Source organism: Variovorax sp. VRV01 (assembly GCF_014852545.1).
GTDB lineage: Bacteria > Pseudomonadota > Gammaproteobacteria > Burkholderiales > Burkholderiaceae_C > Variovorax > Variovorax beijingensis_A.
This window is the reverse complement of record NZ_JACVBS010000005.1, coordinates 1-19,108: the sequence shown is the minus strand read 5'-3', so window position 1 is coordinate 19,108 and position 19,108 is coordinate 1. Positions and strand designations below refer to the sequence as shown.

The 19,108-nt window shown below is 68.9% G+C and carries 18 protein-coding genes and 1 pseudogene; 7 read left to right on the top strand and 12 right to left on the bottom strand.

Going from position 1 to position 19,108, the window contains the following annotated elements; all coding sequences use genetic code 11:
- Positions 1-13 precede the first annotated feature (13 nt).
- From ilvD to IB278_RS10405, 4 genes are all read left to right on the top strand, one after another.
- Complete coding sequence (gene ilvD / locus IB278_RS10420) at positions 14-1,744, top strand: dihydroxy-acid dehydratase (protein ID WP_145742934.1); 1,731 nt, start codon at positions 14-16, stop codon at positions 1,742-1,744.
- A gap of 35 nt (positions 1,745-1,779) precedes the next feature.
- Positions 1,780-2,769: a Bug family tripartite tricarboxylate transporter substrate binding protein gene (locus IB278_RS10415; protein WP_192323376.1), complete on the top strand. Its 990-nt coding sequence runs from the start codon at positions 1,780-1,782 to the stop codon at positions 2,767-2,769.
- Between the two features lie 138 nt (positions 2,770-2,907).
- Positions 2,908-3,705 (top strand): class II aldolase/adducin family protein, encoded by a 798-nt coding sequence (locus IB278_RS10410; RefSeq protein ID WP_145742936.1) that lies wholly within the window; start codon positions 2,908-2,910, stop codon positions 3,703-3,705.
- A gap of 1 nt (position 3,706) precedes the next feature.
- Positions 3,707-4,684 (top strand): 2-dehydropantoate 2-reductase, encoded by a 978-nt coding sequence (locus IB278_RS10405; protein ID WP_145742937.1) that lies wholly within the window; start codon positions 3,707-3,709, stop codon positions 4,682-4,684.
- A 27-nt stretch (positions 4,685-4,711) separates the two neighbouring features.
- Here IB278_RS10405 and IB278_RS10400 read toward each other — a convergent pair whose 3' ends face one another.
- The 3 genes from IB278_RS10400 to alr form a co-directional block, all read right to left on the bottom strand.
- The gene (locus IB278_RS10400; RefSeq protein ID WP_186454155.1) at positions 4,712-5,245 is read right to left on the bottom strand and encodes a DUF4329 domain-containing protein; all 534 of its coding nucleotides are present in this window, start codon (positions 5,243-5,245) and stop codon (positions 4,712-4,714) included.
- Between the two features lie 117 nt (positions 5,246-5,362).
- Complete coding sequence (locus tag IB278_RS10395) at positions 5,363-6,097, bottom strand: hypothetical protein (RefSeq protein WP_145742939.1); 735 nt, start codon at positions 6,095-6,097, stop codon at positions 5,363-5,365.
- The gene (gene alr / locus IB278_RS10390; RefSeq protein WP_192323375.1) at positions 6,094-7,194 is read right to left on the bottom strand and encodes an alanine racemase; all 1,101 of its coding nucleotides are present in this window, start codon (positions 7,192-7,194) and stop codon (positions 6,094-6,096) included. Before alr ends, IB278_RS10395 begins: the two co-directional genes overlap by 4 nt.
- A gap of 173 nt (positions 7,195-7,367) precedes the next feature.
- Here alr and lplT point away from each other — a divergent pair, with 173 nt between their 5' ends.
- The 3 genes from lplT (at position 7,368) to IB278_RS10375 (ending at position 10,279) form a co-directional block, all read left to right on the top strand.
- Positions 7,368-8,672 carry a lysophospholipid transporter LplT gene (gene lplT / locus IB278_RS10385; RefSeq protein ID WP_145742941.1) on the top strand — a complete coding sequence of 435 codons (1,305 nt, stop codon included), beginning with the start codon at positions 7,368-7,370 and terminating at the stop codon, positions 8,670-8,672.
- Positions 8,673-8,883: 211 nt separating this feature from the next.
- Positions 8,884-9,774 (top strand): DMT family transporter, encoded by an 891-nt coding sequence (locus IB278_RS10380; RefSeq protein ID WP_192323374.1) that lies wholly within the window; start codon positions 8,884-8,886, stop codon positions 9,772-9,774.
- A gap of 13 nt (positions 9,775-9,787) precedes the next feature.
- On the top strand, positions 9,788-10,279 hold the full coding sequence (locus tag IB278_RS10375) for a glutathione peroxidase (protein ID WP_145742943.1): 492 nt from the start codon (positions 9,788-9,790) through the stop codon (positions 10,277-10,279).
- 7 nt (positions 10,280-10,286) lie between these two features.
- Here IB278_RS10375 and IB278_RS10370 read toward each other — a convergent pair whose 3' ends face one another.
- The 9 genes and pseudogenes from IB278_RS10370 to IB278_RS10330 form a co-directional block, all read right to left on the bottom strand.
- Positions 10,287-10,715 (bottom strand): carboxypeptidase regulatory-like domain-containing protein, encoded by a 429-nt coding sequence (locus IB278_RS10370; protein ID WP_145742944.1) that lies wholly within the window; start codon positions 10,713-10,715, stop codon positions 10,287-10,289.
- Between the two features lie 89 nt (positions 10,716-10,804).
- Positions 10,805-12,037: a glycolate oxidase subunit GlcF gene (gene glcF, locus IB278_RS10365; protein ID WP_192323373.1), complete on the bottom strand. Its 1,233-nt coding sequence runs from the start codon at positions 12,035-12,037 to the stop codon at positions 10,805-10,807.
- 19 nt (positions 12,038-12,056) lie between these two features.
- Complete coding sequence (gene glcE, locus IB278_RS10360; protein ID WP_192323372.1) at positions 12,057-13,178, bottom strand: glycolate oxidase subunit GlcE; 1,122 nt, start codon at positions 13,176-13,178, stop codon at positions 12,057-12,059.
- A 23-nt stretch (positions 13,179-13,201) separates the two neighbouring features.
- The gene (locus IB278_RS10355) at positions 13,202-14,704 is read right to left on the bottom strand and encodes an FAD-linked oxidase C-terminal domain-containing protein (RefSeq protein ID WP_145742948.1); all 1,503 of its coding nucleotides are present in this window, start codon (positions 14,702-14,704) and stop codon (positions 13,202-13,204) included.
- A 112-nt stretch (positions 14,705-14,816) separates the two neighbouring features.
- The gene (locus tag IB278_RS10350) at positions 14,817-15,698 is read right to left on the bottom strand and encodes a LysR substrate-binding domain-containing protein (protein WP_192323371.1); all 882 of its coding nucleotides are present in this window, start codon (positions 15,696-15,698) and stop codon (positions 14,817-14,819) included.
- A gap of 11 nt (positions 15,699-15,709) precedes the next feature.
- The gene (locus IB278_RS10345; protein WP_145742951.1) at positions 15,710-16,645 is read right to left on the bottom strand and encodes an SMP-30/gluconolactonase/LRE family protein; all 936 of its coding nucleotides are present in this window, start codon (positions 16,643-16,645) and stop codon (positions 15,710-15,712) included.
- Positions 16,646-16,923: 278 nt separating this feature from the next.
- Entirely contained in the window at positions 16,924-18,459 is a 1,536-nt protein-coding gene (locus tag IB278_RS10340; RefSeq protein ID WP_186454156.1) for an ammonium transporter, read from the bottom strand.
- A 22-nt stretch (positions 18,460-18,481) separates the two neighbouring features.
- Positions 18,482-18,820: a P-II family nitrogen regulator gene (glnK, locus tag IB278_RS10335; protein WP_007833403.1), complete on the bottom strand. Its 339-nt coding sequence runs from the start codon at positions 18,818-18,820 to the stop codon at positions 18,482-18,484.
- A gap of 67 nt (positions 18,821-18,887) precedes the next feature.
- Positions 18,888-19,108: pseudogene (locus IB278_RS10330) on the bottom strand (hypothetical protein); the annotation flags it as partial.

Genomic DNA, 19,108 nt, shown 5'->3' with positions numbered 1-19,108 from the left:
GCTCCTTCGCGCCATGACTTCCCCGACCGATCCCAAGCGATTCCGCTCCGCCACCATCCGCGAGGGCACGATCCGCGCGACCACGCGCAGCTTCCTGCATGCGCTGGGGCAGGACGACGAGGACATCGAGCGCCCGCACATCGGCGTTTTCCACACCGGCGGCGAGATGAGCCCGTGCAACCTCAACCTGCGCGAACAGGCGCAGCACGCCAAGACCGGCATCTACGCGGGCGGCGGCACGCCGCATGAATGCCCGGTGGTGTCGGTGAGCGACGGGCTCACCATGGCGCATTCGGGCATGCGCTTCTCGCTGATCTCGCGCGAGCTGATTGCCGACAGCGTCGAGGCCTCGACGCGCGGCCACCAGTGGGATGGCATCTTCGCCATCGGCGCCTGCGACAAGAACCTGCCGGGCCTGATGATGGGCATGGTGCGCTGCAACGTGCCGAGCGTGTTCGTGCATGGCGGCTCGGCGCTGCCGGGGCAGATGCCGGGCCCGGACGGCCGCGACCTCAATGTGGTCGATACCTACGAAACCATCGGCAAGGTGCTGGCCGGCACCGCCACACACGGCGAGCTCGACGCCATGAGCCGCGCCTGCCTGCCCACGGCCGGCGCCTGCGCGGGCCAGTTCACGGCCAACACCATGGGCATGGTGTCGGAAGCGCTGGGCCTCGCGCCCATCGGCTCGAGCATGGTGCCGGCGGTGTTCAGCGAACGCGCACCACTGATGCGCCGCGCCGCGAAGAACCTCATGAAGGCGGTGCTGGGAGACAGCCCGCTGCCGCGCGACATCGTCACGCGCAAGGCGCTCGAGAACGCCTGCGCCGTGGTGTCGGCCACCGGGGGCTCGACCAACGCCGCGCTGCACCTGCCGGCCATCGCGCACGAGGCCGGCATCAGGTTCCACCTCGACGACGTGGCCGAGGTGTTCGCGCGCACGCCGCTCATCGCCGACCTGCGCCCGGGCGGGCAGTACCTGGCACGCGACGTGTTCTACATCGGCGGCGCGGGCGTCATCCTTCGCACGCTGATGGAGCAGGGTTTCGTGCACGGCGATGCGCTCAGCTTCACCGGCCGCACGCTGGCAGAGGAACTGGCCGATGCCGCCGCGCCCGACGGCCGCGTGGTGCGCGCGCCAGGAGATCCGATCACGCGCGACGGCGGCCTGGCCGTGCTCAAGGGCAACCTCTGTCCCGACGGCGCGCTGCTCAAGACCGCGGGCCTTCAGACGCTGGTGCACCGCGGCCCGGCGCGCGTCTTCGATTCGGAGGAACAAGCGCAGGCCGCCGTGCAGAACCGCCGCTACCAGCCCGGCGACGTGATCGTGATCCGCAACGAGGGCCCGAAGGGCAGTCCCGGCATGCGCGAGATGCTGGGCATCACCGCGCTGCTCTACGGCCAGGGCATGGGCGACAAGGTGGCGCTTTTGACCGACGGGCGCTTCTCGGGCGCCACGCGCGGCCTGTGCATCGGCTATGCGGGGCCCGAAGCGGCCGACGGCGGGCCGATTGCGGCGCTGCAGGACGGCGACATGATCGCCATCGACGCGCGGGCCGAAGCGCGCGCCATTTCGGTGGAACTGACGGCGGAAGAGATTGCACTGCGGCTCTCCCGACGTCAGGTAAACGCGGGGGTCCCGCACCGCGGCTTGCTGGAAAAATACGCGCTCACCGTGCGGCCCGCTCACCAGGGCGCCGTGACCCATTCGGGCGCAGTCACCTGGCTGCGCGACGAGTCTTGAGTGAAACGCAACCCACAACACCCCGGAGACAGACCATGACCTTCACCCGCCGCCAGCTGCTGCAGACCACCGGCGCCTCGGCGCTGCTCGCCAGCCTGGGCCAGCGCGCCTTCGCGCAGGCCTCGCTCGAAACCGCCACCATCGTCACCGGCTTTGCGGCCGGCGGCACCTCGGACACCACCTGCCGGCGCATCGCGCAGAAGCTCAGCCCCGACTACGCCAAGGCCGCCGTGGTCGAAAACCGCACCGGCGCGGGCGGCCAGATCGCCGTGAGCTACGTGAAGGGCCGGCCCGCCGACGGCGCCACCATCCTGCAGACGCCCACCTCCATCCTCACGATCTACCCGCACATCTACAAGAAGCTGCCGTACGACCCGATGGTCGACCTCACGCCGGTCAGCATCGCCTGCATCTTCGACTTCGGCTTTGCAGTCGGCCCCGCAGTGCCCGCCAGCGTGAAGACGGTGCCCGAGTTCCTGGCCTGGGCCAAGGCCAACCCGGCCGGCGCCAACTTCGGCTCGCCGGCCGCGGGCTCCACGCCGCACTTCATCGGCGCGCTCTTGGGCAAGAAGGGCGGCGTCGAGCTCAAGCACGCGGCCTACCGCGGCACGCAGCCGGCCATGCTGGACCTGCTGGGCAGCAACATCTCAGCCGTCTCGGGCCCGATCGGCGACATCACGCAGCACCTGGCCTCGGGCAAGGTGCGCATCCTGGGCGTCTCGGGCGCCAAGCGCAGCCGCTTCGCGCCCGAGGTGCCAACCTTCGGCGAACAGGGCATCCAGGACATGGCGCACAGCGAATGGTTCGCCTTCTTCCTGCCCGCCAAGGCCTCGCCGGAGCTGGTCGCAAAGCTCAACACCTCGATGAAGAACGCGCTGGCGCAGAAGGACGTGATCGACGGCCTCGGCACCTTCGGCCTGGAAGCCATGTCCTCCACGCCCGCCGAGCTGACCGATCTGCTCAAGAAAGACACCGCCAAGTGGGCGCCGATCGTGAAAGAGGTCGGCTTCACCGCGGAGGGCTAGCCCACCCCCGAAGCAGCTCACTGCGTGTAGCCGCCTCCCCCTCAAGGGGGCAACACCGGCGGCCCGGCAAAGCCGGTTCCGCGGTGTTCCCCGCAAAGAGCTCGGGGACAAGACAAGCGTCATCTGAAAGGAACTGCAATGAACACCACACTCGCCACCCGCGTGCCGCCGTCGGCGCCGGTCCATCCCTCGATCCATCCCGACGAGCGCGCCGCGCGCGAGCAGCTCGCGGCCTGCTACCGCATCTTTGCGATGCTTGGGTGGACGGAAATGATCTACAACCACATCACCCTTCGGCTGCCCGACAGCGTGACGGGCGGGGAGAAGCAGTTCCTCATCAACCCCTTCGGCCTGCACTACAGCGAGGTCACGGCCAGCAACCTGGTGAAGATCGACCTGCACGGCAAGGTGCTCGACGGCTCGACGCATCCGGTGAACCCGGCCGGCTTCACGGTGCACGCCGCCATCCACGACGGCCTGCCCGGTGCGCATTGCGTGATGCACACGCACACCACCGCCGGCGTGGCCGTGGCCTGCCTGCAGGGCGGCCTGCAGCAGACCAATTTCTATACCGCGCAGCTGCACGGCATGGTGGCCTACCACGACTTCGAGGGCATCACCATCCACGCCGACGAGGGCCCGCGCCTGCTCAGGAGCATCGGCGACCGCAACGCCGTGATCCTGCGCAACCACGGCCTGCTGGCCTGGGGGCAGACGCTGCCGCAGACCTTCGCGATCCTCTGGACCCTGCAGCGCGCCTGCGAGATCCAGATGGCCACCTTCTCGATGGGCGCGGCCATTCCGGTGAGCGAGGAGATTGCGCAGCGCTGCACGCGCGATGCGCTGCAGTTCAGCCCCGAGCATGGCGCGGGGCAGGACGTGTTCGACGCGCTGGTGCGCCAGATCGACCGCATCGACGCCAGCTACAAGAACTGACATGAAGATCTGCATCTACGGCGCCGGCGCGATCGGCGGATGGATCGGCGCCAGCCTGGCGCAGGCCGGCGAGCGGCTCAACGTGGTGGCGCGCGGCGCCACGCTCGAGGCACTGCAGCAAGGCGGCCTTTCGCTGATGCGCGGCGACGTGCGCACGCGCGTGCCGGTCAACGCAGTGGCCGACCCCGAAGCGCTCGGCACGCAGGACCTCGTGGTCATCGCCGTGAAGGCGCCGGCGCTGGCCGGCGTGGCCGAACGCATCGGCCCGCTGATCGGGCCCGACACGCTGGTGCTGGTGGCGATGAACGGCGTGCCGTGGTGGTTCCTCGAAGGCGGCTTCGGCGGCGCCATCACCGGCCACCGCCTGGCGGCCGTGGACCCCGACGGCGCAATCGCAAGGGCCATTCCCTCGCGCAACGTGATCGGCTGCGTGGTGCACGCGAGCTGTTCGCTCGACGGGCCCGGCGTGGTGCGGCATCACTTCGGCAACGGGCTGATCGTGGGCGAGCCTTCGGGCGAAGCCACGCCGCGCGTGCAGAAGCTGGTCGCGCTGCTGCAGCGCGCGGGCCTGGACGCCACGCTGTCGCCGCAGATCCAGAAGGACGTGTGGTTCAAGCTCTGGGGCAACATGACGGTGAACCCGATCAGCGCGCTCACGGGCGTCACCACCGACCTGATCATGGGCGACGACTACGTGCGCGGCTTCATCTCGGCCGTGATGCTCGAGGCCAAGGAGATCGGACAGCGCATCGGCATCGAGATCACCCAGAGCCCCGAAGACCGGCATGCGGTGACGATGAAGCTCGGCGCGTTCAAGACCTCGATGCTGCAGGACGTGGAAGCCGGGCGTTCGGTGGAGCTCGATGCGCTGGTCACCGTGGTGCGCGAGCTCGGCGAGCTGACGGCGGTGGCCACGCCGTTCACCGATGCGCTGCTGGGGCTGGCGCGGCTGAAGATGCGGCAGCTCGGGCTGTATTGAGCGCCGCGGGGCGCCGGCGCACGCGCTTCAAAGCAGCCGCGGCGCCGGGATGATGCGTCGCCGCAGCGTCTTCGGCGCGGGCTTCTTCACCGGAACCGGCTGCGGCAGGTCGCGGGCGTTGCGCAGGCGCGGTCCGGCCACCATGATCTTGCGCAGGCGGTGGTCGTAGCGCAGGAACAGGCCTGAGACGCTGCCCACGTAGGCGTCGATCTTCATGTCGTTCGCGACGCCGCGGTCCTCGGGCGAGAAGCGGTCGGGCTCCATGTTGAAGCCTGCGCCCTTGTAGGCCGGATGCGTGTGGTAATAAGCCACCGCCGTCGTGCCCTCGGGGCAGCCTCCGTTGCCGAGGCGGTGGCCGACGTCGACCGTGTTGGTGTCGCCCTCGCGCGGCGGCATCGCGAAGAACTGGTTGCCCTGCTGGCAGATCATGGCGCCGAACTCCTTGCGGCGTTCGATCGACTCGATCAGCACGGACTCCAGTGCCGCGCGCGCCGCCTCGGTGACGGTGTTGAAAAGCTCGTACTCGAGAGGGAATGCGGGTGCGGGAAGTGGTTCAGCCATGCCGCGAGTGTGGTGGCTCTGCGGGCGCCAGACCATCCGACGGACTGCGTATGACGATCGACCGGTCAGGGGCAGGCAGGCATCGCGGCCACCCACAATGCAGCCGCCGGAAGAAGCTCAGTGCTTCTTCAGCAGGACCCGCACCGCCTCGGGCAGCGAATTGACCTGGGGCATGAAATGGTCGAGCGCGGCGCCGAGGACCACCGCACAAAAGACAGCCCCCAGCAGCGGCTTCCACGTCAGCCGCACGGCCGCCATCAGCCAGCCTTCGCGCGCCACGCGCACCGCGGCGCGCGCCGACACGTACGAGAACGCCACCTCGACGGCCACGGCCAGCAGCGCGTCCCAGCTGAAGTAGAGCAGCACCAGCGAACCGGCGCCGAGCACGATGGCCGTGCAGATCAGGAAGATGGCGACCACCGGCACCACGACGACGGCGCCTTCGTCCGCGGCGCCCGCCACCTCGAGCGCGCCGCTGGCTGCATCGGACAGCGCGCTGCCGCCGGTGCCGCCGGCCGGGCTGCCGCCCGCATCGAACGCCAGATCGCCCGCATCGACGACGTCACCCGCATCGAGGTTGAAGCCGGCGCGGTTCTCGACCAGCCGCCGGGCCCACCAGCGCAGCACCCCCAGGTAGCCGAGATATCCCACGCCCAGCGTGAGGAAATAGCGCACCGCCAGCGACTGCACGCCGAACACATGCATCTGCAGCGCCGACACGCCCCACATCAGCAGCAGCGTGAAGCTGCCGATCAGGATGCCATGCGTGCGCAGGCTGTAGTTGCGGTGCAGGTCGCGCTCGAGCTGCGTCTCCCACAGGCGCACCGAGCGCCAGTTGGAGAGCACCTTCATTCGTCGTCGGCCGGGGCGAAGGGCACGCGCGGCGCCACCGCGCACATGAGCTCGTAGCCGACGGTGCCGGCGGCCTGCGCGACCTCGTCGATGGGCAGCACCGCGCCGCTCACGGCCGAGCGGCCCCACAGCGTGACCTCGGTGCCGAACTTCGCCTCGGGCACGGGCGTGAGGTCGACGGTGATCATGTCCATGCTCACGCGGCCCACCATGCGGGTGCGAACGCCGTTCACCAGCACCGGCGTGCCGGTGTTGCAGTGGCGCGGATAGCCGTCGGCATAGCCGACCGCGGCCACGCCGATGGTCAGCGGCCCCTCGGCCGTGAAGTTGGAGCCGTAGCCGATGGTGTCGCCGGCCTTCAGCGACTGAATCCCGATCAGTTTGGTCGAGAGCGTCATGGTGGGCTGCAGCTGCCAGTGCGCCGCGTCGTGCTCGGGAAAGTCGGGGGCGCTGCCATACAGCACGATGCCCGGGCGCACCCAGTCGCCGCGGGTCTGGCGGGCATGGCGCAGGGTGGCGGCGCTGTTGGCGATGGAGCGCTCGCCCGGCAGGTCGTGCGTGACGCGCTCGAACACCTCCAGCTGGTGCGCGATGCCGCGCGCGCCGTCGGCGTCGCTGAAATGCGTCATCAGCGAGATCTCGTCGACCTGCGGCAGCGCGTTCAGCCGCGTCCAGGCCGAACCGAAGCGCTCGGGCGCGAAGCCCAGGCGGTTCATGCCGGAATTCATCTTGAGGAACACGCGCTGCGGCTTGAGCGTCTTGTGGGCCGCGAGCATGTCGATCTGCTCGTCGCAGTGCACCGTGTGCCACAGGTCGAGCCGCGAGCACAGCTCCAGGTCGCGCGCCTCGAACACGCCCTCGAGCAGCAGCACCGGGCCGCGCCAGCCGAGGGCGCGCACGCGTTCGGCCTCGGCCAGGTCGAGCAGCGCAAAGCCGTCGGCGCCGCGCAGGCCTTCATAGACCCGCTCGATGCCGTGGCCATAGGCATTGGCCTTGACCACGGCCCAGACGCGGGCATCGACCGCGGCACGCCGTGCCCGGTCGAGGTTGTGGCGAAGTGCGGCGGTGTGGACAGTGGCGAGAATGGGGCGCGGCATTGGGGGGCGTCGAATGGTGAACAGATGGGGTTTTAGCATCTTCCCGGACCAGGCCGTCCAGGATGGGAACGCTGATTTCGCTGTCGTACCCCCATGCTATAACCGCCCATTCGCCCAAAAGACGCGACACTTTCTCACTACTGCCAGCACCTTCCTGGCCAGCCAGCCCATCGATGAAGCGCGGTTTCTACACGATCATGTCGGCCCAGTTCTTTTCGTCGCTGGCCGACAACGCGATCTTTGTCGTGGCGGTCGAGCTCATGCGAAGCACGGGCGCGGCCGAATGGCAGCGCGCGGCGCTGGTGCCGATTTTTGCCGTCTTCTACGTGGTGCTGGCACCGCTGGTGGGCGCCTTCGCCGACGCCTTGCCCAAGGGGCGGGTGATGTTCATCAGCAACGCCATCAAGGTGATCGGCTGCCTGATGATGCTGTTCGGCTCGCATCCGCTGCTGTCGTATTCGATCGTGGGGCTGGGCGCGGCGGCCTATTCGCCGGCCAAGTACGGCATCCTGACCGAGCTGCTGCCCGCTTCGCAGTTGGTAAAAGCCAACGGCTGGATCGAAGGGCTCACGATCGCCTCGATCCTGCTGGGCATCGTGCTCGGCGGCTCGCTGGTGGGGCATGCGGTCTCCAGCCGGCTGCTGTCGTTCGACATGCCTTTGATCAACACGGGGGTCGATTCACCGGCCGAGGCGGCCATCTCGGTGCTGATCTTCGTCTACATGCTGGCGGCCTGGTTCAACACGCGCATTCCGCACACCGGCGTCGAGATGCGGCCGCTGCGCGCCAATCCGGCGCATGGCCTGGCGCGCAACATGTTCTCGCTGCTGCCCGACTTCTGGCACTGCAACGCACGCCTGTGGCGCGACAAGCTCGGCCAGATCTCGCTGGCCACCACCACGCTGTTCTGGGGCGCGGGCGCCAACCTCAAGTACATCGTGCTGGCCTGGGCCGCGCTTGCGCTCGACTACAACACCACGCAGGCCACGGCGCTCACCGGCGTGGTCACCATCGGCATGGCGGTGGGCGCCATTGTCGCGTCGATGCGCATGCGGCTGGACATGGCCACGCGCGTGATTCCCATGGGCATCGGCATGGGGCTGCTGGTCATCAGCATGAACCTGATCGGCAACGTCTGGATCGCGGTGCCCTTTCTGATCCTGCTGGGCGGGCTGGGCGGCTTCCTGGTGGTGCCGATGAACGCGCTGCTGCAGCACCGCGGCCACAACCTCATGGGCGCGGGCCGCTCGATTGCCGTGCAGAACTTCAACGAACAGGCCTGCATCCTGCTGCTCGGCGGCTTCTACAGCGCCTGCACCGGCCTGGGCCTGTCGGCCTTCGCGGCCATCGGCGCCTTCGGCGGCGTGGTGGCGGGCTGCATGTGGCTGATCCAGCGCTGGCATCATCACAACCTGCGCAAATACCCCGAGGAAGTCGAGCACCTGCTCGCCATCGCCCGCAGCGACAAGCATCATTGACCTCCCCCAGGCTGCGCGCACTTCGTGTCGCTTCGCCCACCCCCTCACCGGGGGCAACACCAGCGGCCCGGCAAAGCCGGTTCCGCGGTAGTCCTGGGCTCACCCCCGAGGCTTCGCGCACTGCGTGTCGCTTCGCCTTCCCCCTCACCGGGGGCAACACCAGCGGCCCGGCAAAGCCGGTTCCGCGGTGTTCCACGAAAATTCCGTCTTCATGCCTGCTCTTGCACTGATCTTTAATGCCTTTGTGTGGGGCGTTTCGTGGTTCCCGTTCCGGCACATCGAAAGCCACGGGCTGCATCCCGTCTGGACCACCTGCATCATCTACGTGGCCATTTCCGCGGTGATGGGCTTCTTTCGCCGGCACGCCTGGCGCGGCTTCGCGGCGTATCCGATGCTGGTGCTGCTGGGCCTGGCGGCGGGCTTCACCAACCTGGGCTTCAACTGGGCGGTGACGCAGGGCGACGTGGTGCGCGTGGTGCTGCTGTTCTACCTGATGCCGCTGTGGAGCGTGCTGCTGGGCTGGGCCGTGCTGGGCGAGCGGCCCACCGGCGGCGCGCTCGCGCGCGTGGCGCTGGCGCTGACCGGCGTGGCCGTGGTGCTCAAGACGCCCGGCGTCGAATGGCCGGTGCCCTCGAGCCTGCCGGATTGGCTGGGCCTGGCAGCCGGCTTCAGCTTTGCCGTGACCAACATCGTGCTGCGCCACCTGCGCGACGCGCCCGGCGAATCGCGCGCGCTGGCCATGTTCTGCGGATGCGCAACGGTGGCGGCCATCGCGGCGGCGGCCGGCACCCTGCTGGGCGCCTTCGGCTCCCCGCTTGCCGCGGAGCCGGGCTGGATCGGGTGGGCGGCCTTGCTGGGCACCGGCTTCGTGGTGGCCAACGTCTGCCTGCAGTACGGCGCGGCGCGGCTGGCGGCCAGCGCCACGGCGGTGATCATGCTGTCGGAGGTGCTTTTTGCCAGCGTCTCTTCCGTGGCGCTGGGCGCGGCCCAGATGGATCCGCGCATCCTGGCGGGCGGCGCGCTGATCGTGCTGGCCGCCGTGTGGTCGGCGTTTGCGCGAATGCCGGCGCGGGGCGATGATCGGCTTTCGTCCCCCACCTGACCGAGGCAGCGTCATGACCACCAGCATCTACGACTTCGAAGCCAAGCGGATCGACGGCAAGAACGTGAAGCTCTCGGACTTCCGGGACAAGGTGCTGCTGATCGTCAACACGGCCAGCCAATGCGGCTTCACGCCGCAGTTCGCAGGGCTCGAGGAGCTGTACGAAAAGTACGCCAGCCAGGGGCTCGTGGTGCTGGGCTTTCCGTCGAACCAGTTCGGCTCGCAGGACCCGGGCACCAACGAGGAGATCGGCGCGTTCTGCACCACCAACTACGGCGTGAGTTTTCCGATGATGGAAAAGATCGACGTCAACGGCAGCAACGCCGCGCCGCTCTACCAATGGCTCACCAAGGAAAAGCCGGGCCTCCTGGGCAGCACGGCCATCAAGTGGAACTTCACCAAGTTCCTGGTCGGCCGCGACGGGCGGGTACTCAAGCGCTATGCACCGCTGGACACGCCCGCGTCAATCGCGCGCGACATCGAGGCGGCGCTGGCGGCGGGCTGAGGCCCGCTCAGAACCTGAAATCGACGGTCTTCGAGCCGCCGCCCACCGTCACCGTCTGGCTCTTGGCACTGCCGGCCATGGCGGCGTCGATGGTGTAGCGGCCCGCCGGCAGGTCGACCAGGCAGACCGGCCCGCTGGCGCGCAGGCCCAGCGAAGGCGCGCCGTCGGCGCCCTTGATGTCGACCTGGACATCTGCCAGGTAGGCGCCGTCGGAGCGCGCGAAGAGCAGCGCCAGCGGATGCTCCTTCATGGCCGCGCGCATCGCGGTCGATTCGTCCGAGCCGATGCCGCCGCAGACATAGCGCACCGCGCCCTCGCCCTTCCATTGCGGCATGGCCGACTGGGCTTGCACTGCGAAGACGCCGGCCGCGCAGGCGAGAGCCAGCAAGGCACGCCGCAAGGTCCTGGAGGCGATGAAAGCTGGAACGGAAGACATGAGGCTTGCTCCTTGGAAAATCGGTGTCGCCATGATGCGGCGCGAATCGCCTTGGCGCGAGTCGGACCAGGGCGCTCTTCGGTGTGCGATCAGGCCGCCGCCAGCGCCGCGTCCAGCAGTTCCACCCAGTGCCGCACGGGTGTCTCCCGGCTGCCGCTTTGCAGGTGCGTGATGCAGCCGATGTTGGCCGAGGCGATGACGCTCGGCTGCAGCTGCTCCAGGTGGCCGAGCTTGCGGTCGCGCAGCGGGTAGGCCAGTTCGGGCTGCAGCACCGAGTAGGTGCCGGCCGAGCCGCAGCACAGGTGCGATTCGTTCAAGGCCACGCGCACGTCGAAGCCGAGGGCGCGCAGATGCGTCTCGACGCCGCCGCGCAGCTTCTGGCCATGCTGCAGCGTGCAGGGCGGGTGGTAGGCGACCACGCCAGCCGGCGCGCGCACGCGGGCCTTCAGCGCAGGCACCAGATCGGGCAGCAGCTCGCTCAAATCGCGCGTCAGTTCGCTGATGCGCGCGGCCTTGGCGGCGTAGGCTGCGTCGTGCTGCAGGATGTGGCCGTACTCGCGCACCGTGACGCCGCAGCCCGAGGCGTTCATCACGATGGCTTCCACTTCGTTGCGTTCGACCATCGGCCACCAGGCGTCGATGTTGGCGCGCATCTGCGCCTTGCCGCCCTCCTGGTCGTTGAGGTGGAACTTGACGGCGCCGCAGCAGCCGGCCTCGGGCGCGACCACCGCCTGGATGCCGGCCGCGTCGAGCACGCGCGCGGTGGCGCTGTTGATGTTGGGCATCATCGAGGGCTGCACGCAGCCCGCGAGCATCAGCATCTTGCGTGCATGCCTCGCGGTGGGCCAGGCGCCGGCCTCCTGTTTGGGCGGCACCTTGGCCTTGAGCGCCTCGGGCAGCAGGCCGCGCACCGACTGGCCGAGCTTCATCGCCGGGCCGAAGAGCGGCGACGGCAGCCCTTCCTTCAGCAGCCAGCGCGTGGCCGACTCCATGGCGGGGCGCGGCACTTTCTCGTCGACGATCTTGCGGCCGATGTCGACCAGGTGGCCGTACTGCACGCCGCTCGGGCAGGTGCTCTCGCAGTTGCGGCAGGTCAGGCAGCGGTCCAGGTGCAGCTGCGTGCTGCGCGTGGGGGCCTTGCCTTCGAGCACCTGCTTGATCAGGTAGATGCGCCCGCGCGGACCGTCGAGCTCGTCGCCGAGCAACTGGTAGGTGGGGCAGGTGGCGGTGCAGAAGCCGCAGTGCACGCATTTGCGCAGGATGGCTTCGGCTTCGCGGCCTTCGTCGGTGCCGCGGAATTCGGGGGCGAGTTCGGTTTGCATCGCGGGTGTTCTTGGTTTTTCAGGCGCCGGCGAGCAGCCGTGCGCGATCGAAGATGCGATGCGGATCGAATTCGTGCATCAGCGCCTGGTGGATGCGGGCCACGGGCGCGCTCAGTGCGTCGAAGCGCGGCACGCGGTTGTCCGCGGCGTGGCCCGCGGGCATGCGGAACAGCGTGGCGTGCCCGCCCGCCGCGCGCGCGGCTTCGCGGATGCGCGCGGCCTGCGCGGGCGGTGCCTGGTACCAGCGCTGTGCGCCATGCCATTCGACCAGCGGCGCGGCGCCATCGCCATCGCCATCGCCCCATGCAAGCGCCGATGCGGTCTGCGGCACCGACAGGCGCCACAGTGCGTTCGCGCCCGTGTCGAACCATGGCAGCCGCTGGTCGCGCAGCGCCTGCCAGTGCGCCGCGGCCTGCGCGTTGTCCTTGCGCTCGCCGCCGAGGTGCGCGCAGGCGGCTTCCACCGCCGCGACCGCGCCGCGCAGGCGCAGCTGCAGGATGCCGGTGCCCGCCTGTTCGAACCAGCAGCTCGCATTCAGCGGCAGCGGCCGGCCGCCCCATTCGTTGAGCAGTCGCAGTGCATCGGCCTGGCTGCAGGCGAATTCGAGCGTGGCCTCGGCCGGCGCGACGGGCAGCACCTTGAGGCTGACTTCGGCAATCACGCCCAGCGTGCCGAGCGAACCCGCGAGCACGCGCGAGACGTCGTAGCCGGCCACGTTCTTCATGACCTGGCCGCCGAGGCTCAACACGTCGCCGCGGCCATTGACGAGCGTCGCGCCCAGCACGTAGTCGCGCACCGCGCCGACGCTGGCACGCGCTGGGCCGCTGAGCCCGGCGGCCACCATGCCGCCCACGGTGCCCGCGCCCGCCGCGCCGAAGTGCGGCGGCTCGAAAGGCAGGCACTGCCCTTTTTCGGCCAGCACGGCTTCGAGTTCGTCGAGCGGCGTGCCGCCGCGCACGGTGACCACCAGTTCGCTGGGTTCGTAGCTCGTGATGCCGGTGAGCGCGGTGGTGCTCAGTACTTCGCCGTGCGGTGTCTCGCCATGGAAGTCCTTGGTGCCGCCGCCGCGGATGCGAAGGGGCGTGGCGTCGGCGGCCGCGGCGCGGATGCGCTCGGCGATCTGGCGGAGGGCGGGTTCCATCGTCCGTGTTCTTGTTGTCGTTCTCAGAAGCGCGGCAGGTCGGGATGCGGCAGCCGGCCGCCGCGCACCACCTGCTTGCCGTATTCGGCGCAGCGTTGCAGCGTGGGGATCACCTTGCCGGGGTTCAGCAGGCCGGCCGGGTCGAAGGCCCGCTTGACGCCGGACATCTGCTCGTTCTCGGCCGCGGTGAACTGCACGCACATGCTGTTGAGCTTCTCCACGCCCACGCCATGCTCGCCCGACACGGTGCCGCCCATGGCGACGCTGGTCTCGAGGATGTCGGCACCGAAGAGCTCGCAGCGGTGCAGCTCGTCGGGGTCGTTGGCATCGAACAGCACCAGCGGATGCAGGTTGCCGTCGCCCGCGTGGAACACGTTGCAGCAGCGCAGGTTGTATTTCTTCTCCATCTGCTGGATGGCCAGCAGGATGTCGGCCAGGCGCTTGCGCGGAATGGTCGAATCGAGGCACATGTAGTCGGGGCTGATGCGGCCCGAGGCGGGGAAGGCGTTCTTGCGGCCGCTCCAGAACTTCATGCGCTCGTCTTCGCTGGTGCTCACCGCAATGGCGGTGGCGCCGGAGGAGCGCAGCACGGCCGTCATGCGGCCGATTTCTTCTTCCACCTCTTCGGCGGTGCCGTCAGATTCGCACAGCAGGATCGCGGCCGCATCGAGGTCGTAGCCCGCGTGCACGAAATCTTCGACGGCGGCTGTCATCGGCTTGTCCATCATCTCGAGCCCCGCGGGAATGATGCCGGCCGCAATCACCGCGGCCACCGCATCGCCGGCCTTGCGCACGTCGTCGAAGCTGGCCATGATGCAGCGCGCGAGCTGCGGCTTGGGCACCAGCTTGACGGTGACCTCGGTGGTCACGGCCAGCATGCCTTCGCTGCCGATGACCAGCGCGAGCAGGTCCAGGCCCGGCGCGTCGAGCGCCTCGCCGCCGAATTCGACGGGCTCGCCCTCCGCCGTGAATCCGCGCACGCGCAGCACGTTGTGCAGCGTGAGGCCGTACTTGAGGCAGTGCACGCCGCCCGAATTCTCGGCCACGTTGCCGCCGATGGTGCAGGCGATCTGGCTCGACGGGTCGGGTGCGTAGTACAGGTTGAAGGGCGCGGCGGCCTCGCTGATGGCCAGGTTGCGCACGCCGCACTGCACGACGGCCGTGCGGCCCACCGGGTCGATCTTCAGGATGCGGTTGAACTTGGCGAGCGACAGCGTCACGCCCAGCGCATGCGGCATGGCGCCGCCCGAAAGCCCGGTGCCCGCGCCGCGCGCCACCACGGGCACGCCGAGCTGGTGGCAGGTCTTGAGCACGGCCGCCACCTGCGCCTCGGTCTCGGGCAGGGCCACCACCAGCGGGCGCTGGCGGTAGGCGGTGAGGCCATCGCACTCGTAGGGCGTGGTGTCCTCGGCGTGCCAGATCAGCGCGTGCGCCGGCAGGTGGGCCTGCAGGGCGCGCACGATCTGCGACTGGCGGTCGGTTTTCTGCAGCGAATCGTGCTGGGCGGCGGTGAGCGGCGCGTTCATGGATGTCTCTCGTGGTGCCCTGCACTCTACGCAAAATGCGGCGGCACCGGGTTGAAGCTTTTTTGCGCCGGGCTTGAGAGAACTTTGCCGCATGCGGCGGCCGGCCGCCGGCTCAGCGCAGCGCCAGCGCCAGCCAGTCGGCAAAAGCCGCGCATTCCCAGCGATCGAGCGTGCCGGGCTGCCAGCAGATGGTGTGGCGGTGCGGCGAGGGCACGGGCCGGTCGGACAGCGGCACCAGCCGGCCCGATTCGAACCAGGCGGCGCCCATCTTCTGGCGCACCAGCGCCACGCCGAAGCCGCTCGCGGCCGCGTCGTAGACCAGGCCCAAGTCGTTGAACTGGGAGCCGACGTGCGGCTCGGGCTGGTCGAGGCCGCAGCTCGCGAACCAGGTGCCCCAGGGTTCGAGCGGGCTGCGGATCAGCCGCGCGCTCGCAATTTCCGCCGCGGTGCGAAAGCCGTCGAACGGGCCGAATTCGTTGAGATAGCTCGGGCTGCAGGCGGGCAGCACTTCTTCCTCGAGCAGCAGCCGGTGCTCGCAGTCGGCATAGGCGCCGCTGCCGTAGCGCACCTCGAGGTCGGCCTGCTCGGCCGTCACGTCGAGCAGCGGGATCGACACCTGCAGCACCAGCTCGATGTCGGGGTAGATGTTGCGGAACAGTTCGAGCCGCGGCATCAGGAACACGCGGCTGAAGGTGGGCGTGACGGCGATGCGCAGGCGCGTGGCGCGCTGCGTTGTGGCGCTCAGCGGCGTGGCCTGCAGCGCCGCGAGGCCGGTGCGCACGTTGGCGAGGTAGGCCGCGCCGTCGGCCGTGAGGCTGAAGTCGCCGCGGCCGAAGAGCTTGAAGCCCACGTGCGCCTCGAGCTGGCGGATGCGGTGGCTCACGGCGCTGGCGGTCACGCACAGCTCATCGGCCGCGCGGCCCGCATGCCGCAGCCGTGCCACGGCCTCGAAGGTCAGCAGGCATTGGATCGGCGGGATGTGCTGCAGGGCCATGCGGGGGCCGCTCAATCTTCGAAGAAGGCGACCGGCAGGCCCGGGGTGTCGACGCGCATGGAGACCACCGTGCCCGAGGCCGGCAGCCGCTCGATCTCGGCGGCGGGCCGGCCCTTGCGGGCGGTGGTGACGAAGAGGGTCTTCAGGTCGTCGCCGCCGAAGCAGGGCATGGTGGGGCATTGCGCCGGAACGGGAACGGCGGCCACGGTCTCGCCCGAAGGCGCGAGGCGCAGCAACTGGGCGCCTTCGAACATCGCAACCCAGTAGTGGCCTTGCGCATCGACGGTGGCGCCGTCGGGGCGGCCTGCGTAGCGCAGCATCGGCGAATCGGGGGTCCAGCCTTCGGGCTTGGCGTCGAACTGGCGGAACACGCGGGGCTGCGAGAGCGTGTTGGCCTCGGCGTCCCAGTCCCAGGCGCGCACCTGGTGCGCGGGCGTATCGGCCCAGTACAGGGTGCGCGCATCGGGCGAGAACGCGAGCCCGTTGGCCGTGGTCACCTGGTTGGCCATCAGCGTGAGGGTCGGCGCCACGCCGCGGCCGGGGCGCGCGTCGAGGCAGTAGAGCGCGGCGTTGGCGCGGTCTTTCGCCTCGTTGATCGAACCGCTCCAGAAGCGGCCGAGCGCATCGCACTTGCCGTCGTTGAAGCGCATGGTGCGCACGTCGTGTTCCACGCGCGCGATGGCGACGAGTTCACCGCCCCACTCGCGCGCCCGGTAGATGCCGTCGCGCAGCGCAATCACGAGGCCGCCGCTGCGCGCCGGTGCCATGCAGCCGGGCTCGGTGGACAAGGCCCAGCGCTCGACCGTGGCGGAAGGCGTGCCGATCTCGCCGCGCGTTCGCAGCACGGCGCGGCCCGGAATATCGAGCCAGTACAGGGCGCGTTCCCGCGGATGCCAGAACGGCGATTCGCCGAGCTCGCAGAGGCTGTTGTCGATGGAGGTCCACATGCCCGGAATTGTGCATGGGCGGGCATCGCCGCTCCAGAGGAAAAACGCAGGCAAAAAAAAGCCCGCTGGCGCCGAAGCGCTCGCGGGCTGAACATCCAAAGGAGACCTCGCTGAAAAAGAGTTCCGTGTAATTCTTATAGCCAGCCTGTACACCGCATGCCTTCTTCCAGAAACACCGAGGAACCGGCTTTGCCGGGCCTCTGGTGTTGCCCCCAGCAGGGGGGTTGGCGTAGCGACACGAAGTGCGCGAAGACTGGGGGGTTGCCTATTTTTTGGGGTTACCTGTTATATGCGGTCTCGCCGTGCGAGGAGATGTCGAGGCCTTCGCGCTCTTCTTCTTCCGACACACGCAGGCCGATGGTGAGGTCGGCGATCTTGAAGGCAATGAACGCCACCACGCCCGACCACACGATGGTCAGCAGCACGCCCTTGAGCTGGATCCAGACCTGCGCGCCGATGCCGTTGGACACCACGCTGGCCGTGACCCAGTCGCCCACGAGGCCGGGGCCGCCGAGTGACTGGGTGTTGAACACGCCGGTGAGCAGCGCGCCGACGATACCGCCGACACCGTGCACGCCGAACACGTCGAGCGAGTCGTCCGCGCCGAGCATCTTCTTGAGGCCGTTGACGCCCCAGAGGCAGGCGAAGCCGGCGATGAAGCCGATGATGATCGCGCCCATCAGGCCGACGTTGCCGGCAGCCGGGGTGATGGCCACAAGGCCTGCGACAGCACCCGAAGCGGCACCCAGCATCGAGGCCTTGCCGCGCATCAGCGCTTCACCGATGCACCATGCGAGCACGGCCGCGGCGGTGGCCGAGAAGGTGTTCATGAAGGCGAGCACGGCGCTGGTGCCGGCTTCGAGGGCCGAACCTGCGTTGAAGCCGAACCAGCCGACCCACAGCAGCGAAGCGCCGACCATGGTGAGCGTGAGCGAGTGCGGCGTGAAGGATTCCTTGCCGTAGCCGACACGCTTGCCGATCACGTAGGCGCCGACCAGGCCCGCCACGGCGGCGTTGATGTGCACCACGGTGCCGCCTGCGAAGTCGAGCGCGCCCCATTGCCAGATCAGGCCGGCCTTGCCGTTCATGGCGTCGACCACGTCCTTGCTGGCATAGGCGTCAGGGCCCATCCAGAACCAGACCATGTGCGCGAGCGGCGCATAGCTGAAGGTGAACCAGATCACCATGAACAGCAGCACGGCCGAGAACTTGGCGCGCTCCGCGAAGGCACCCACGATCAGGCAGCAGGTGATGCCGGCGAAGGTGGCCTGGAAGGCGGCGAACAGCAGCTCGGGGATGTAGACGCCCTTGCTGAAGGTGGCGCCGGGCGCGAACACGCCGGTGGCCGGATCGAACACGCCCTTCATGAAGAGCCGGTCGAATCCGCCGAAGAAGGCATTCCCCTCGGTGAACGCGAGGCTGTAGCCATAGATGAGCCACAGCACCACGATCATCGAGAAGGTGACCATCACCTGCATCAGCACCGACAGCATGTTCTTGCTGCGCACCAGGCCGCCGTAGAACAGCGCCAGGCCGGGGATGGTCATCATGATGACAAGCAGCGTGGACAGCATCATCCAGCTGGTGTCGCCCTTGTTGAACGAAGGAGCGGCAGGCGCCGCGGCGGGCGCTGCTTCGGCAGCAGCTGCAGGCGCGGCGGCGGCCGGGGCGGCCGCGGGTGCCGGTGCGGCGGCTGCGGGCGCCGATGCCGCGGGCGCCTCGGGCGTGGCAGCAGCAGGCGCCTGGGCGAAGCTCGCCGTGCCTGCGGCGAGCAGGCTCAGGCCGAGCGCGAGAGAAACAAGCAGTTTTTTCATGGTTGTTGTTTTCCGGGCTGGATCAGAGGGCTTCGCGGCCGGTTTCACCGGTGCGGATGCGAACGACCTGCTCGAGGTTGTAGACAAAAATCTTTCCGTCACCGATCTTGCCGGTGCGCGCCGCACCCTCCACGGCTTCGATCACGCGGTCGACGAGGTCGTCGGAGACCGCCGCCTCGATCTTCACCTTGGGCAGGAAGTCGACCACGTACTCCGCGCCGCGGTACAGCTCGGTGTGGCCCTTCTGGCGGCCGAAGCCCTTGACCTCCGTGACCGTGATGCCCTGCACGCCGATGGCCGAGAGGGCTTCGCGCACCTCGTCGAGCTTGAACGGTTTGATGATGGCTGTGACCAGCTTCATGACTTTCTCCTTCTTGGATGGAATGAATGGTGCGGCAGCTTGGGCCGCACCTTGTTCTTGTGCCTGCTTACAGCGTCTTGCTGAGCGTAACGATGAAGCGCGCCTTGTTGGGCGAATAGGTGGTCTGGCCGAAGGTGCCGAAGCCGAAGTCGTAGCCGGGATTGGCCACCGCCAGGTACGAGCTCTTCTTGTTGGCGCCCTGCACCGAGCCGGCCAGCGCCAGGCCGTTGCCGAAGTCGTACGACACGCCCACGTTGTAGTCCACGTAGCTCTTGTAGCCCAGGCTGC